Raw genomic sequence first — 15259 nt, forward strand, 5'->3', positions numbered from 1 at the left:
AGTCTATAGAAAAGTAAAATTAAGCATTTCTTTCTCTAAAGCGCAGCCTCTCTTAAGCGAAGCGCCTCTTTGTGAATAGTGTTTTGGCTATCCAATGCATTGGTCGATAATAGTGCAGCATTTCACTGTGGCTCTCCACCGCGGTGGGCACTACGACATTGCAAGGCCGCAGGCTTCTAATACAAGAAAGCGCTATTCATCAAAGGCTGTTATTTTTTATTTTTAAGACAAAAGGTAACTAACGTATACCCATTAGTACCAAAGTGTTTAAAGCTAGAAGATGAGCTTCTACTTATGAATATATAGTGGGGTTATGCTTGTGCATAGTTTGACTTGTTGCCCAACCAGCGTTGAATGAGTGGCTCTATATACTGCGGGTATTGATTTAACATCTGTTGTGCAATGGGTCTTACTTGATTCAGAGTTTGTTTATCCCGGGTTAAATCAGCAATCTTAAATTCTGCTAATCCTGTTTGCTTAGTTCCAAGTACTTCACCTGGACCGCGTATTTCTAAATCACGCTCGGCTATAACAAAGCCATCGTTACTATCTCTGAGAACACCTAAGCGCTTTTGAGCGGTATGAGATAATGGTGCGTGGTATAAAAGTACACAATGAGAGGCAACACTACCTCGCCCTACACGCCCGCGTAACTGGTGTAATTGTGCTAAACCTAAGCGTTCTGGGTTTTCAATAATAATTAGGCTTGCATTAGGCACGTCTACACCTACTTCAATTACTGTTGTTGCAACTAAAACATGTATTAAGCCCTTTTTAAAATCATTCATAATAGCTTGTTTTTCAGCGGGCTTCATTCGCCCATGCACTAAGCCAATATTTAAACTTGGCAGGGCATCTTTCAGTTGTAGGGCGCTATCTTCAGCAGCTTGGCATTGTAGTGCCTCTGATTCATCAATCAGTGTACAGACCCAATAAACTTGGCGGCCTTGTTCTTGGTAAGCTAATTTAACGCGAGCAATAATATCGTCTCGACGTGTGTCTGGAAGTGCTACTGTTGTGATAGGTGTACGCCCTGGTGGTAACTCATCAATAATAGATACTTCTAAGTCGGCATAAGCTGTCATCGCTAGAGTGCGCGGAATTGGAGTTGCAGTCATTACGAGTTGATGTGGGTAACAGCCATTAAACTGGCCCTTTTCTCTTAGTGTTAAACGTTGTTGAACACCGAATCGGTGTTGTTCATCAATAATTATGAGTACTAGGTTGTTAAACTTCACTTCATCTTGAAATAACGCATGTGTACCCACAATCATTTGTGCTTTGCCAGAGGCTATTTTTTCTAGTGTTTCTACGCGCTCTTTACCTTTTGTTTTGCCACCAAGCCATGCTACATCTATCCCCAATGGCTCAAACCATGAGGTAAAACTAATGCCATGTTGTTCTGCCAGTATTTCAGTGGGAGCCATCAAGGCGACTTGAAATCCTTGAGCTATTGCAGTTAATGCACTTAGTGCAGCAACTAAGGTTTTACCCGAGCCTACATCGCCTTGAACTAAACGCATCATAGGGTAAAGGTGTTGTAGGTCAGATTTAATTTCTGATACGACACGATTTTGTGCGTTTGTTGGAGCAAAAGGTAGTTGTGATAAAAATTGAGGCTCTAATTTATTCGTTGGGCTAAGAGATACCGCTTGTACCTGTTGACCTTGCTCTCTTACTTTTAATAGGCTTAGATTTTGTGCGAGTAATTCCTCAAATACTAAACGCTGCTGAGCAGGGTGCATTCCTTGCTCTAGTTCAATAACGTCGGTATTACTAGGTGGGCGGTGAAGCAACAGTAAGGCATCAGCTAGTGCAAGTTGAGAAGGTTGCCATTGCACGGGTAACAGTTCTTCAACAGAGTATTTATTTAGCAGATCTACAGCTTGTTCACTTAGCGCCCTAATCGATAATTGCTTTAAACCATCTGTTGTTGGGTACACTGGCGTTAATGTTGAAGCTGTCGGCTGCTCATTAGGTGTGTCACTTAAACTGTATTCTGGATGACTCATTTCAAAGCCAACTCGCCCGCGGCGAACTTCGCCGAAGCAGCGTATTATTTTGCCAGGGCTTAATGCACTTTTCTGAGCTGCACTGAAGTTAAAAAACCGAAGTGTGAGCCTAGCAGTCCCGTCGTTTACTTGTACAACTAGCATCCGTCTTTTACCAAATGTGATTTGGCTTGTTTCTATTGTGGCTTCAATGCTGACGTGGCTATGTAATGATAGTTCGTTGATAGAATAAATACGGGTTCTATCTTCGTACCTAAGTGGTAAGTGAAAGAGCATATCTTGCACGCTTTTAATACCTAGCTTTAAAAGGCGCTCGGCCATTTTGGGTCCTACCCCTTTAAGTTCTGTAATGGGGTATTGGCTTAAGCTAGGTTTAGACAATGTAGGCTCAAATCTTTTTATTTGTGAATGAGTTAAGTGTACTCACAGGCTTGCTAAGCATCAAGCATGTTTTAAAGCATGCCAAAATTCATCATCAGCAACTATTTCACCTTCCTCATCAAGTGGCGGATAGGGGAGTTTTTTTATACGGCATTGCTTGGCTATAACCGGGTGGTAGCCTTCAAAATACATAGGGTGTTTTATATCTTCGCTCAACATGTTACGGCTATATAACCCTGCCTTTTCGCGTTGATGTTGTGCTTCAAATAAAATAAGCGCAGCAGCTACTGATACATTAAGTGACTGCACCATGCCTTGCATAGGAATAATAATATTTTGATCGGCGTGCTTTAGCGCGTGCTCAGAAATTCCCGTTTTTTCTTGGCCAACGATTATAGCTGTGGGTTTTGTGTAATCGATTTCTCTAAAATCTACAGCATCTTCGCTCAAATGTGTTGCTAATATTTGTACATCTGGGTTGTGCTTTCGCATCATCGCAACAGCATCATCAATATTTTTATGCAGGTGTGTTTCTAGCCAGTTTTTACTGCCGCCAGAAGTATTATTGGTCAGCCATTTTTGGTTTTCTGGCCATACAGCATGCACATGATGGCAACCTACTGCATCAGCACTTCTTACAATAGCTGAGAGATTATGATGTTTATGTACGTCTTCTAGGCAGACTGTTAGGTCTGTTTGGCGACGTGAGAGCACGTCTTTTATTCGTTGGTAGCGATTTTGCTGCATGGTGATCCTCTTTTTTGATAATTATACGTAATTTTATCTATTAAGGCATTACTGTGCGGCTAATTGGATTTTGCAAAGAGATTAGGGTCTCGGTTGATTGAATAGCCTCTATAGCTTGTATTTTATTAATGAGCACGTCTTGCAGATGGTCGATAGACTTGGCCATTACCTTTATAAAAATGCTGTAGTTACCCGTGGTGTAATAAGCTTCAACTACTTCTTCTAATGCTTCTAGTTTAATCAGTGTTTCTGGGTAGTCGCGAGCGTTGTTTAAGTTAATACCAATAAAGCAACATACATCGTAACCTAGTTGCTTTGTACTAATGCTTAATTGGGTGCCGGTGATAATTCCTGCTTGTTTTAATTTTTCTACACGCACGTGAATGGTGCCCGCACTTACGCCAAAACGTTTAGCTAATTCTGCGTAGGCTGTACGGGCATTGGCCATTAGAGCGTGAAGTATCTGTTTATCGAGATTATCGATTTGATAATTTTCCATTATTTTTGCTTACTTAAATTAGGGAATCTACATTTTTATACCGTGTAAATTAATCGATTTTATATATTAAAGCTATTTTTATTATGGGTTATTGAATTAAAAGTTTGAATCGTTACAGTAACCTCATTAATGGCGCGCTTTAGGTGTGTTAGTAAAAATAAACTAGGTAACAATAACTGGGAATGAGGCCAATTATTATGAGTTCACACTATGTTCAGCAGCAGTTGCAAATAAGTAGCGTTAAGCAATTTTTTTCACGGCAACTAGAAAAAAAGTTAGGGCTAGTCGAAGTTCAGGCACCTATTCTTGCAAAGGTAGGTGATGGCACACAAGATGATTTAAGCGGTCATGAAAATGCTGTGACAGTGAATGTAAAAGCGATTACCGATAGCCAATATGAAGTTGTTCATTCGCTAGCAAAATGGAAACGTAAAACGCTGGGTAAGTATGGGTTTAGTTTAGGTGAAGGGCTTTATACTCAAATGAAGGCGCTGCGTCCAGATGAAGAGTCGCTAAGTCCTATTCACTCGGTTTATGTGGATCAATGGGATTGGGAAAAGGTCATTTGTGAATCAACAGAGCGTTCTTTAGCGACCCTTAAGCACACAGTTGCATCGATTTATGAAGGCATAAAAGAAACAGAGCAATTTGTTAGCGAACACTTTTCGCTTAGCCCTTTTTTACCAAGCGATATTCAATTTGTGCATAGTGAAGAGCTACGTAAAATGTACCCTGATCTTACTGCTAAAAGTCGTGAAAAAGCAATTGCGAAAAAATACGGCGCTGTATTTTTAATTGGAATTGGCGGTCAATTAAGCGATGGTCAAATTCACGATGTAAGAGCGCCAGATTATGACGATTGGTCTACGCCAACAAGCGAACACGACATAGGGCTCAATGGTGATATTTTAGTATGGAACCCAATATTAGAAGACTCTTTTGAGATATCCTCTATGGGTATTCGCGTAAGCCCTGAAGTACTCAAAACTCAGTTAAATATTACAGGTGATAACGAGCGCCTGCAATTGGAGTGGCATGAGGCATTATTAAAAAGTCAGTTCCCACAAACTATTGGGGGTGGTATTGGGCAATCACGTTTGGCTATGTTATTGCTGCAAAAGGAACATATTGGACAAGTTCAAGTTGGAGTATGGTCAACACAAACACATGCAAGCGTTGAGGGTCTACTCTAATGAAAGATATAAGAGTGCTCTGATGAGCACTCTAGATTCACGATGTTTTAAACTCAACTTCTACTTTGTTATTCATCAGTTTTATTGTGCAAGGTGGGTAGTTGCGTGTTGTTTTTAACGCCTTATCAAAGATATGTATTTCTACCCCTGAATGCAAAACAGTATTAACAACCAAATTTGCTTTAGTAAGTAGTTCGTGAAGATTATTTTCTAGTGATGAAAGCTGCCTTTCATAATGTTCTGCTTGTTGGCAAAGGTGAAGTTGAGTTGCGCCAATTTTACTAATTAACTCATTTTTTTTCTCTGGATCTTTAAGCAAATCTGCTTTTTCTAGTGCTGGTTGTAAAGAGTCTAATTGCTGCTCTGTTTTAGCAAGCTCTTTAAAGCATTCGTCAGTTTCAGCTGTAATATCACCGCCGGAACGTGCTAAATTAATAACCATTTTAGCACCTGATTCGTTTCCTATTTCACCAGCAATAAGCGTTGTAGCATCTAAAATTTCACCACCAAATATCTTACCTTTAGGTAAATCTGGTTGGCCTACCTTTAGTGCATGGCGTGCCTTCATAATACAGTGGCTAGTTTGTCGTTCGATAAAAATATTTGCAGCTTCTATATAGCAATATTGAGAGTGGGATACATGAATGTCACCTTCACATATAAGTTTACACGAAAGCGATTTATCGTCAGACTTTTGATGCCCAATAACGCCTTGCTTAACAGTAATATTGCCGCCGGCCGTTAACTCACCAGATTCAACGGTACCAAATATTGTAATATCACCTTTGGCGGTTACTTTCATACCAGGGTCAATATTACGGGTAACAATTACACTGCCTTCAAAGTCAATATGGCCGCTTTTAACGTTTACATCGGGAATAGTAAAAATATCGTCTACGCGCATTCCGTTAGTAATTTCAATAGGCACACCTGAAATGGTTGATACTAACTCGAGAGGGTTAAGTTTAGAAATCTCGGTACCTTCACCGGCAATAAGTTGTTTATTGTCCCCTGGTTTTGCCGGTAGTATATCGCCAAGAACAGTAAAGCCTTCTTTTCCTGGTGTTGCAGGTTGTTGTCGTATTAGAACTGCGCCAGGCTCAACACTTGCCATCTTACCAAAGTCACGCATATCAACGCTGCCATCTTCTTTGAGCTTTGGGGTTTTTAAATGGTCTTTTAAAGTTCTTACTTTAGTAACGAGTTTAGTTGCCAAGCCATCGCTGGGCAGGCGGCCTTGCGCTAAAATACCTTGTACCACCTCACCTGCTTTAGCTGTAAATTGCTTTTGTAATAGTTGTTCTAAGTATGCTTGCTTATAACCACGAACTATACCCGCTTTGACTAGCTGTTTTTTTGCATCATCTAGGCTGAGTAAATCACCGCCTTGCGCGACGGTAAGCTCGCCAGTAGCCATCATTTTATCGTCACTGATGACAACCTCTAACTTTGCATTGTGTTTGGTCGCGACGACAAGTACTGGCTCAGCACTTTTATCTTTAAAGAATGCATTAATTGCGTCGTAATCAATTTTACAGTCGCAAAATTTAGACATTTCTATCGCTTCAATAACAAATGTAGCACTTGGAGGCGGGTGTTTACTGACATCGAGTAAAACATTCCCATTATGAGCAAGCTTAAACACAGCTAATCCTTTTTAACCACTAAAGTTATAGTAAATTAATGACATAGTTACAGAGTGATAGAAATTTAGGGCGGAGTCAAGATAGTAAGAATAACAATATAGTACAAAAAGAGGACAGGTGTGAGCTATAGAGTGGGTCTATAGCTCAGGAAAATATTAGTTAGTTGAAGGCAGTTCCATTATTCCGTCAATCTCAACTTGTACACCTTTTGGTAAAGCGCGTACACCAACTGCTGCACGTGCAGGGTATGGCTGCTTAAAGTACTGGCTCATCACGTCGTTAACTACAGCAAAGTTAGATAAATCAGTTAAATAAATATTTACTTTAACTAAGTCTTGAATTTTACCACCGGCTTCTTCACATACTGCTGTGATATTTTTAAATACTTGATGTGTTTGCTCACTAAAGTCTTCTGATATAACTTCCATAGTCTCAGGGATTAATGGAATTTGACCAGACAAGTATACTGCAGTGCCTACTTTAACTGCTTGGCTGTAAGTACCTATTGCTGCAGGTGCTTTTTCAGTAGATATAAATGCTTTGTTCATGTTTTTCCTATATTATTTCTTACGATAGACTTTTTGCACATCAGGCATCACACGAATTTTACGCATGATGTTGGCAACATGGACACGGTTTTTAACAGTGACTCCAAGGTCTATTACATATAAATTACTTTCTTTTTCGTCGGTCGCTATTTCAACAATGTTAGCTTGAGTTGTAGCAACCACATTGGTTAACTTAGCCAGCGCACCTTGATGATTAATAATCTCTACTCTTAGGGCTGCTATGTATTCTTTTTCAGGGTTATCATCCCATTTTACGACCAAGTATTTAGATCGTTCACTTTCCCAGCCACGAATGTTTTTACATTCTTGGCGATGAACTGTTAATCCTTTGCCTTGGCTTATGTGTGCAGTAATTGCATCACCAGGTACAGGGCGACAGCATTTAGAGTAATTAACCAACATGCCTTCTGTGCCAATAATGGTCGCTTTGGCTTGTTTAGTTATGTCGGTTAAATCGTCAGAATCATTTTGCAATAAACGCTTGGCAATAAGTACGCTCATTAAGTTTCCAGCGCCAATTTCTACAAGCAATTCGAGCAAGGTTGAGAGCTGATGTTCTTCAAGAACTCGTGCAATATTTTCATCAGGAATACTATCTAACTTATTTTCGCCTAATGCAGAGTCGAGCAAACGCCGTCCAAGTAACATAGCTTCTTCATGGTGTTGGCTCTTAAGGTAATTACGAATACCTAAACGTGCTTTGCCCGTTACTATAAAGTTAAGCCAGGTTGCATTAGGGTGAGCGCCTGAGCTGGTGATCACTTCAATGGTTTGGCCAGTATCTAACGGTTTACTTAGCGGATAAGGTTTTCGATTAACACGCGCACCTACACAGGTATTACCTACATCGGTATGTACTGCATAGGCAAAATCGACCGCAGTGGCACCCATGGGTAGTTCAACAATTCGGCCATCTGGGGTAAATACGTAGATTTCTTCAGGGAATAATTCTGTTTTAACGTTTTCAATAAATTCAAACGACGAGCCCGCACTTTGTTGAAGTTCAAGCAAACTTTGCATCCATTGACGAGCACGTTGCTGAGAAGTATTTCCTGCACCATCGCCTGCTTTTTTATACATCCAATGTGCTGCAACGCCTTTGTCGGCCATATGATCCATATCATGGGTTCGAATTTGTATTTCTACAGGAATACCATGAGGGCCAACAAGCGATGTATGTAACGATTGGTAACCATTTGTTTTAGGTACTGCAATATAATCTTTAAAGCGAGTTTCAATAGGTTTATATAAATTGTGCGCAACGCCTAACACGCGATAACACGTATCCATTGAATCAACGGCAATCCTAAAGGCATAAATATCCATTACTTCGTTAAATAGTAACTCCTTATTTAACATTTTTTTATAAATGCTATAAAGGTGTTTTTCGCGTCCAGATACCGTAGCAACAATACCTGACTCTTCTAGGCGAGCTTCTACTTCGGTTTGAATGTTGGAAATAACTTCTTTGCGATTTCCTCGCGCTTTAGCCACTTCTGACTTAAGTGCGCGATGGCGCATAGGGTATAATGCTTGAAAACCTAAGTCTTCAAGTTCATTTTTTATATCGTGAATACCCAAACGGTTTGCAATTGGTGCGTATATTTCAAGTGTTTCACGAGCGATACGGCGACGTTTATCAGGACGAAGAGCGCCAAGGGTACGCATATTATGCGTTCTATCGGCAAGTTTGATTAAAATAACCCGGATATCCTGGGTCATTGCCATGATCATTTTACGATAGTTTTCAGCCTGAAACTCTTTTTTATCTTTAAAGCTAAGTTTATCAAGCTTACTTACACCTTCAACAAGCTCGGCAACGGTTTCACCAAAAATCTCAGCCAAATCTTGCTGGCTAAAGTCGGTGTCTTCAATTACATCGTGCATTAATGCTGCCATGAGTGTTTCATGGTCAAGATGCATTCCAGCTAGAATTTGAGTTACTTCAACAGGATGAGTAATGTAAGGCTCGCCGCTCGAGCGAGTTTGTCCTTCATGGGCCTCTCGTGCTACAACGTAAGATTTTTGTACCAGCTCTACTTCAGCAGCAGGTAAGTATTCAGAAATTTTCTTTTTTAGACCTTCAAAAAGATACATTCACACTCCAATGTTCTAGTGAAGCAAATTAGGTAACGGTAAGTTAAGAATATACGATGAAAAGAAAGGATTGCCAACGGCTATAGTAGAAATACTGTGCCGTTGGCTAAATCAAACCGGGAGGTCGATTATTGGTTGCCACCAACAATAGCAGCAACAGCAGCAAGTTCAGCTGCTTCTTGATGTTGTTGTTCTTCGCGATCAATTAAATCCATTGATGAACTATCAACAAGGTTTAATTCAATTTCACGTAAAGCAACAACGGTCGGTTTATCGTTCTCTGGGTCTACTAGTGGAGTTTTACCACCAACAGCAATTTGGCGGGCACGACGAGCCGCAACTAAAATTAAGTCAAAACGATTACCAACTGCATCTACTGCATCTTCAACTGTTACGCGAGCCATCTCAGCACTCCAAAAATAATTTAAAAGCAAAGGCGTAGTTTACTGCACGCAGGGACTTTCGCCAATAGGTAGTGGTCAATTTTTATCAGTTTTACTGATATGAGCAAGTTTAATAACCTTAATTTACTTTAAAAGGTCATTTAGCAATTTTTTGTTACGTACTTCTTGAACACTTAATGTTAAACGCTGTGCCATAACAATCGTTTCTATATCATTCAGAGCAGTATCAAAATCATCATTAACAATAACAAAATCGTACTCGTTAAAATGAGATGTTTCAGATTGTGCTTTGGCCATACGAGATGCAATAATCTCTGCAGAGTCTTGACCACGGTTATTTAAGCGTTGTTCAAGCTCTGCTTTAGAAGGCGGTAGAATAAAAATAGTTTGTACACTTGGCATAATTTTACGAACTTGCTGCGCACCTTGCCAGTCTATGTCTAAAAATACATCTATGCCTGCATTAAGTTGCGACTCAATGGCTTGTTTTGATGTACCGTAATAGTTATCGAAAACTTGTGCCCATTCAAAAAAGTCATTTTTCTCAATCAGAGCTTTAAACTCATCGGTGGTCACAAAGTGATAGTGGACACTATTCTCCTCTCCTGGACGAGGTGAGCGAGTAGTATGCGATACCGATACTTTCATATCCGTATGTTTTTTGAGTAACGCATTAATTAAGCTAGACTTACCTGCACCTGATGGTGCCGATAAAATAAATAAGTTTCCGCGAGTTTGAGCCATCTTTTTCTCTATCTAAAAATAAACAGGCTTGAGTTACAAACATAACTCAAGCCTTTAATTACCTTATTGTACTTTATTTAGCTAATTATGCTCAAGTGAGCTAAATGCACATTATGGATTATTCTATATTCTGGATCTGAATATATAATATGTGGATTATTTTGTTTTAAATCAATATTTTAAATTCAGTTTCTGCTTGTTCTTTGGTTTTAGTAACCGTTATGGTAACCACTCGGTGAGAGGGTAAACATATTTACTCTGACGATTTATGTGGATATTTAACTTGTACTTACTATTATAGCACTAAAAATTAATTACTCAGAAATGCAACGTAAGCATTGTACCCAATGATAACCGTTATGTGCTCTGGAGTTTCAATTTGAAGGTATATATAAATATACAAATGTCTTGAAATTATACTTTTAAGCTCTATAATTACCCGTAACAACACCCCTCCCGCTACCCGTAAGCTCAGCGCCCTGCGAGGGGTTAATTATTTCTATAGCATGATAAAAGGATTTAACCTTCATGCAGTTCTCAAAAGCCCCCAAAACGTTTGAAAAGCAAGTCGAGCTTCTAGAAAAGCGTGGTCTAGTAATTAATAATAAAGAATCAGCTGCCTTTTATCTTAGCCATATCAATTATTATAGACTAGGTACTTATTGGTGGTCATTTATTGAAGATCATCAAAATCATACCTTCAAGTCTGGTATTACATTTGAACAAGTTTTGAATCTGTATTCTTTTGATAGAGAGCTAAGGCTGTTACTACTTGACGCCATTGAACGAATAGAAGTATCTCTGCGAACTCAATGGGCATACCATTTAGCAAAAAAGCATGGCTCACATGCACACCTAGATCCGTCTGCTTTCATAACTAAATTTAATCACGATGACTTCGTTAGTAATATTTGTGCTGAAATTCAACGAACCTCAGATACCAACATAAAAAAACAAAACCACAAATACAAAGAGCAAACACCAGCTATTTGGATTGTTGCTGAAGTAATGAGCTTCGGTTGGCTTTCAAGAGGCTATGATGCAATAGCGCGTCGAGCACTGAAAAATGATATTGCAGATTCATATAAAATAAAAGAAACAATACTTTCATCTTTTTTACACCACATAACTACGGTGCGTAACATCTGTGCTCATCACTGCCGTTTATACAATCGAGATTTTACGTTCACCATGAAGCTGCCAACAAATGGCGATAGAGTTTTACTTAATAGCTTTAGTGATACAACGAAGCAGTTATACAACACATTAGTTATGTGTGCTTACTTTATGGATTTAATTAGTCCTAACCACCATTGGAAGCAAAAGTTAGCCAGCTTAATTGATACTTATAATATAGACGTAATAGAAATGGGCTTTCCTGAAAACTGGCAAGAGTTACCTATCTGGAATAGCATTAAATAACTAAGATCTAATTAGGCTACAACTAGCTGTAATATCGCTTTATTTAGTTTTTATTTTGCACAGTAATAATTTTCTTTGGTAGTATCGATTGATACACATATGGATTAGTTAGGCTGTTGAGATGGGAAGCGATTTTAGTAACTTTGATTTTTTAAAACACCACGACGAATTACTACTTCGTTTAGCTCACACTGCTGAACGCTGTTTTGCCCCAGATCCAAATACAACTCTAGTTAAAATGCGCCAGTTAGGTGAAGCTTTGGCTCAAAATGTCGCTGCGCGAGTTGGCGTCGATTTTGGTCAAGATGTTAAGCAAGTGGATTTATTAAGAGAGCTTGATTACACCCTAAAGCTCGATGAACGAATTAAAGATGCTTTCCATGTTATTCGAAAATTAGGTAACACTGCTAACCACGATTTTACCTCAAGTAGCCACCGAGATGCTTTAAAGTCTATGCAGTTAGGCCATGCTTTGTCTGTGTGGTATCACAAGCTGTATGGTGGCAAAGCAGCAAAAGGGTTTGTATTTACGCCATTCGTTAAACCTCAAGATCCATCTATAGAAGTAAGAGAGCTTGAAGAGAAGCTACATGAACTTGAAGTTGAACGTCAAAGGTCAACCGAACGTCTAAAAATTGCAGAGCAGTTAAAGCAAATCGAAGCTGAAAAAGTCGCTGCCGAGCGAAAGCGTTCTGAGCAAATGCTTACAGATAGCCAAACGTGGGAACAAATAGCCACTGAGCAAGAGGCATTGCTAGCTGAGTATAGAGATAAAATGGGTAAAGCCAATATCATGTATATGGCTCAGTTTAATGCTAAAGACAAACAAGCACAGCAGCAAGAAATCCAGCGAGTCGAAAAGTCAGCGTTTCAACTAAATGAAAGTGAAACGCGTGTACTTATCGATGAGCAGTTAGCTGCGGCTGGTTGGCTGGTGGACAGCGTTAATTTAAAATATTCAAAAGGCGCAAGGCCAGTTGTAAACGAGAATAGAGCAATTGCAGAGTGGCCAACTAAATCAGGGCCTGCGGATTATATTTTATTTATGGGCCTTACACCTGTAGCTGTTGTAGAGGCTAAAAAGTCAGCTAAAAATGTTTACGGTGCAATCGACCAAGCAAAGCGCTATGCCAAAGATTTAGAGTCAAACCCATCATTCGAATTAGATGCTATATGGGGCGATTTTAAAGTGCCTCTTACGTTTGCCACTAATGGGCGACCTTATTTAAAGCAATTAGAGCAAGAAAGCGGTATTTGGTTTTTAGATGTACGAGATAACGCTCATAGACGTAAAGCACTTAAAGGCTGGTATTCACCACAAGAAATAAAAGGCTATTTAAAGCAGACCACTCAGCAAGCAGAGCAAAAGCTTGATGCGATGGACTTTGATTACGACCTTAAATTAAGAGACTACCAAGTCGACGCCATTGAAGCAGTAGAGCAAACAATTAAAGAGGGAAAAGACCGCGCGTTGGTTGCTATGGCAACAGGTACAGGTAAAACAAAAACCTGTATAGCTTTAGTTTATAGATTGCTTAAAGCAGAGCGTTTTCGCCGCGTGTTATTTTTAGTTGATCGCTCAGCATTAGGCGAACAAGCTGCAACTGACTTTAAAGAAGTGAGAATGGAGCAACTCCAAACATTTGCTGATACCTTCGAGCTTATGGAGCTGGGTGATAAAAAGCCTGATGACGGAACCAAAGTGCATGTAGCAACGGTGCAAGGTTTAGTTAAACGTATTTTATATCCGAGCGATAACGATACTAAACCCGGTGTAGGTCAGTACGATTGTATAGTAGTGGATGAATGCCATCGTGGTTACTTGCTTGATAGAGAGCTCAGTGATACCGAATTATTATTCAGAGACCAAAAAGATTACCAATCTAAATACCGCTCAGTCATTGATTACTTTGATGCATTTAAAATAGGCCTAACAGCAACGCCTGCGCTACATACAGTAGACATATTTGGTGAGCCCGTATTTAGTTATAGCTATACAGAGGCAGTAGTTGACGGGCATTTGAATGATCATTTACCGCCTGTACGTATCAATACCAAGCTTTCTGAGATGGGAATTCATTATAAAATTAATGAAGAGGTTAAAGTATATGATGCTGAAAATAGCGACATAAAAACATTTAACACTCCTGATGAGCTCGATTTTGAAGTAGCAGAGTTCAACCGTAAAGTAATAGCTCCTAGTTTCACAAAAACAGTCACAAAGTGGCTTATCGAAAGCGATTCTATCGATCCATACTCAGAGGCTAAAACATTAGTATTTTGTGTAACAGATAAACACGCTGATGAAGTGGTCGAAGCTTTTAAGCAGGCATGTGAAGATTACCACGGTGAAGTCGAAGACGACGCAATTCAAAAAATTACAGGCGCTACAGATAAGCCGCTTGATAAAATTCGCTCATTTAAAAACGACCGCCTACCGAATATAGCTGTAACCGTAGACTTATTAACTACTGGTGTAGATGTACCAAAAATATGTAATTTGGTATTTTTACGCCGTGTAAATAGCCGTATTTTATTTGAACAAATGCTTGGCCGCGCCACACGTTTATGTCCCGAAATAAGTAAAGGCCCGTTTAAAATTTATGATGCGGTAGACATCTACAAGCAGTTAGAAAAAGTAAACAGCATGAAGCCTGTAGTCACTAATGTAGATATTACCTTTAGTGAGCTAGAGCAAGAAATGGCGCACAGCAAAAGTGAAGACTTACAAGCATTAGCCAAAAATCAGTTTATCGCTAAATTACAAGTTAAGCGCCGCCACTTAACGCCTGAACAAAGTGACAAGTTCGAGACCATAACCGGGCAATCACCGCAACAGTTCATTAAAGACTTAAAAGCACAACCTGCCGATCAAGTAGCTAAATGGTTTACAGAGCACCCCGGTCTAGGAGAAATTCTTGATAGTAAAATTCAAGGCGTAGCTGGTGGCACTAAACCTGTGTATATATCTGATCACCAAGATGAGTTCACCAACATCACTACGGGCTATGGTGATGGGCAAAAACCCGATGATTATTTGCGCGCCTTTAACGACTTTGTAAATGCCAATAGCAACCGTTTGCTCGCTATTCAAACAGTTGTGCAAGCACCATGGGAATTAACCCGCCAAAACCTAAAAGAACTCGCTTTAGTGCTTGAACAAAACCACTTTAGAGAACAAGATCTACAAGTGGCGTGGAGCGAAGTTAAAAACGAAGATATTGCCGCACGTATTATCGGATTTATTAGGCAAGCGGCAATAGGCGAAGCACTTATTCCGTTTGAACAACGTGTTGATAACGCACTAGCTAAAATATTAGCCAGTCAAAGCTGGAAAACACCACAAATACAATGGCTCAATACCATAGCCAAACAAATGAAGGCCACCACCATTGTAGACGAAGCAGCGCTCGACCAAGGTATTTTTAAACACCAAGGTGGTATAAAGCGCGCTAATAAATTATTTGAACAGCCCATTGCTGAAGTACTGCACATGTTTAATCAAACATTGTGGCAAACAACTAATCAATCAGCCTAGTTTTAGG

The 15259-nt window shown here is 39.6% G+C and carries 11 protein-coding genes; 3 read left to right on the top strand and 8 right to left on the bottom strand.

Translation table 11 applies throughout. The features are described from left to right. Positions 1–311 precede the first annotated feature (311 nt). Genes recG through asnC form a run of 3 tightly spaced genes read right to left on the bottom strand, consistent with a single transcriptional unit; the run spans position 312 to position 3639 of the window. A complete protein-coding gene (recG, locus tag AC27I2_RS19260; RefSeq protein ID WP_487205209.1) occupies positions 312–2393 on the bottom strand; it encodes an ATP-dependent DNA helicase RecG in 2082 nt (693 codons plus the stop codon). 60 nt (positions 2394–2453) lie between these two features. Then, positions 2454–3140 (bottom strand): tRNA (guanosine(18)-2'-O)-methyltransferase TrmH, encoded by a 687-nt coding sequence (gene trmH, locus AC27I2_RS19265; protein WP_487205210.1) that lies wholly within the window; start codon positions 3138–3140, stop codon positions 2454–2456. Between the two features lie 40 nt (positions 3141–3180). Beyond that, positions 3181–3639 (bottom strand): transcriptional regulator AsnC, encoded by a 459-nt coding sequence (gene asnC / locus AC27I2_RS19270; protein WP_487205211.1) that lies wholly within the window; start codon positions 3637–3639, stop codon positions 3181–3183. Positions 3640–3836: 197 nt separating this feature from the next. Between asnC and asnA the strand changes: the two genes are divergently transcribed. Beyond that, complete coding sequence (gene asnA / locus AC27I2_RS19275) at positions 3837–4832, top strand: aspartate--ammonia ligase (RefSeq protein ID WP_487205212.1); 996 nt, start codon at positions 3837–3839, stop codon at positions 4830–4832. Positions 4833–4869: 37 nt separating this feature from the next. Here asnA and AC27I2_RS19280 read toward each other — a convergent pair whose 3' ends face one another. The 5 genes from AC27I2_RS19280 to gmk all read right to left on the bottom strand — a co-directional run bounded on the left by AC27I2_RS19280 (position 4870) and on the right by gmk (position 10292). After that, positions 4870–6477: a flagellar assembly protein A gene (locus AC27I2_RS19280; RefSeq protein WP_487205213.1), complete on the bottom strand. Its 1608-nt coding sequence runs from the start codon at positions 6475–6477 to the stop codon at positions 4870–4872. A 156-nt stretch (positions 6478–6633) separates the two neighbouring features. Beyond that, positions 6634–7026: a RidA family protein gene (locus AC27I2_RS19285; RefSeq protein ID WP_138527576.1), complete on the bottom strand. Its 393-nt coding sequence runs from the start codon at positions 7024–7026 to the stop codon at positions 6634–6636. A gap of 12 nt (positions 7027–7038) precedes the next feature. Next, a complete protein-coding gene (gene spoT, locus AC27I2_RS19290) occupies positions 7039–9144 on the bottom strand; it encodes a bifunctional GTP diphosphokinase/guanosine-3',5'-bis pyrophosphate 3'-pyrophosphohydrolase (RefSeq protein ID WP_058405253.1) in 2106 nt (701 codons plus the stop codon). A 128-nt stretch (positions 9145–9272) separates the two neighbouring features. After that, positions 9273–9548 carry a DNA-directed RNA polymerase subunit omega gene (gene rpoZ / locus AC27I2_RS19295; RefSeq protein ID WP_006794742.1) on the bottom strand — a complete coding sequence of 92 codons (276 nt, stop codon included), beginning with the start codon at positions 9546–9548 and terminating at the stop codon, positions 9273–9275. A 123-nt stretch (positions 9549–9671) separates the two neighbouring features. Then, positions 9672–10292: a guanylate kinase gene (gene gmk / locus AC27I2_RS19300; RefSeq protein ID WP_058405254.1), complete on the bottom strand. Its 621-nt coding sequence runs from the start codon at positions 10290–10292 to the stop codon at positions 9672–9674. 528 nt (positions 10293–10820) lie between these two features. Between gmk and AC27I2_RS19305 the strand changes: the two genes are divergently transcribed. Then, positions 10821–11714: an Abi family protein gene (locus tag AC27I2_RS19305; protein ID WP_487205214.1), complete on the top strand. Its 894-nt coding sequence runs from the start codon at positions 10821–10823 to the stop codon at positions 11712–11714. A 121-nt stretch (positions 11715–11835) separates the two neighbouring features. Next, positions 11836–15252, top strand: a complete 3417-nt coding sequence (gene hsdR, locus AC27I2_RS19310) for a type I restriction-modification system endonuclease (RefSeq protein ID WP_487205215.1) — start codon at positions 11836–11838, stop codon at positions 15250–15252. Positions 15253–15259 lie beyond the last annotated feature (7 nt).

Source organism: Pseudoalteromonas sp. NH0006-46 (assembly GCF_057547735.1).